The following is a 594-nucleotide window of genomic DNA, read 5'->3' as shown; positions in this document are numbered from 1 at the left end:
GATCATGCAGATTTTTTCGTACATCTCAGATGTGAATGTTTTGCCAGGTTGGATGACGGTCCCGCAGCTTCTGAGTTATACCGAAGGGGTTCACCCGGGTTTCAATCGCAGCAAAGCGGATGCGCTGCTTCGTCAAACCTACATCAAACCACGTGCGAAAATCAGAGCCCTTTCTAAAGGGATGAAAGTGCAATTGCACCTTGCCATTGTGATCGCAACCAATACACAAATCCTGATTTTGGATGAACCAACTCTTGGTTTGGATTTGGTTTACCGCGACACCTTCTACCGTCATTTACTGGAATGGTTTCACGATGGTGAACGCGTTCTGATCATCACTAGCCATGAGGTTTCCGAGATCGAACATCTGTTAACCGATGTGTTGATTCTTAAACACGGTCGCCCGGTGCTGCAAACCTCAATGGACAGCATCAGTGAAGACTACTTTATTCTCGATGCCAATGACGAACACCGTGCGCAAATTGAAGCGATGCACCCACTCTCTTCTCAAAAAGGATTAGGCACAACGAAATGGCTATTGTCTTCACAATACGCGGATCAAGCGGCGGGGCTTGGCGATGTGCATGGTGTAAA

Annotated in this window: 1 protein-coding gene; it reads left to right on the top strand. The window is 47.3% G+C overall.

The annotated features are described in order from the left end of the window. Positions 1-594 (top strand): ATP-binding cassette domain-containing protein (locus R7E78_RS28465; RefSeq protein ID WP_318058926.1); only part of this gene is annotated, 594 nt, incomplete at both ends.

This window comes from Vibrio sp. YT-19(2023) (assembly GCF_033337395.1).
Note: the sequence above shows the minus strand (reverse complement) of the source record. Positions and strands in the feature narration are given on the sequence as shown.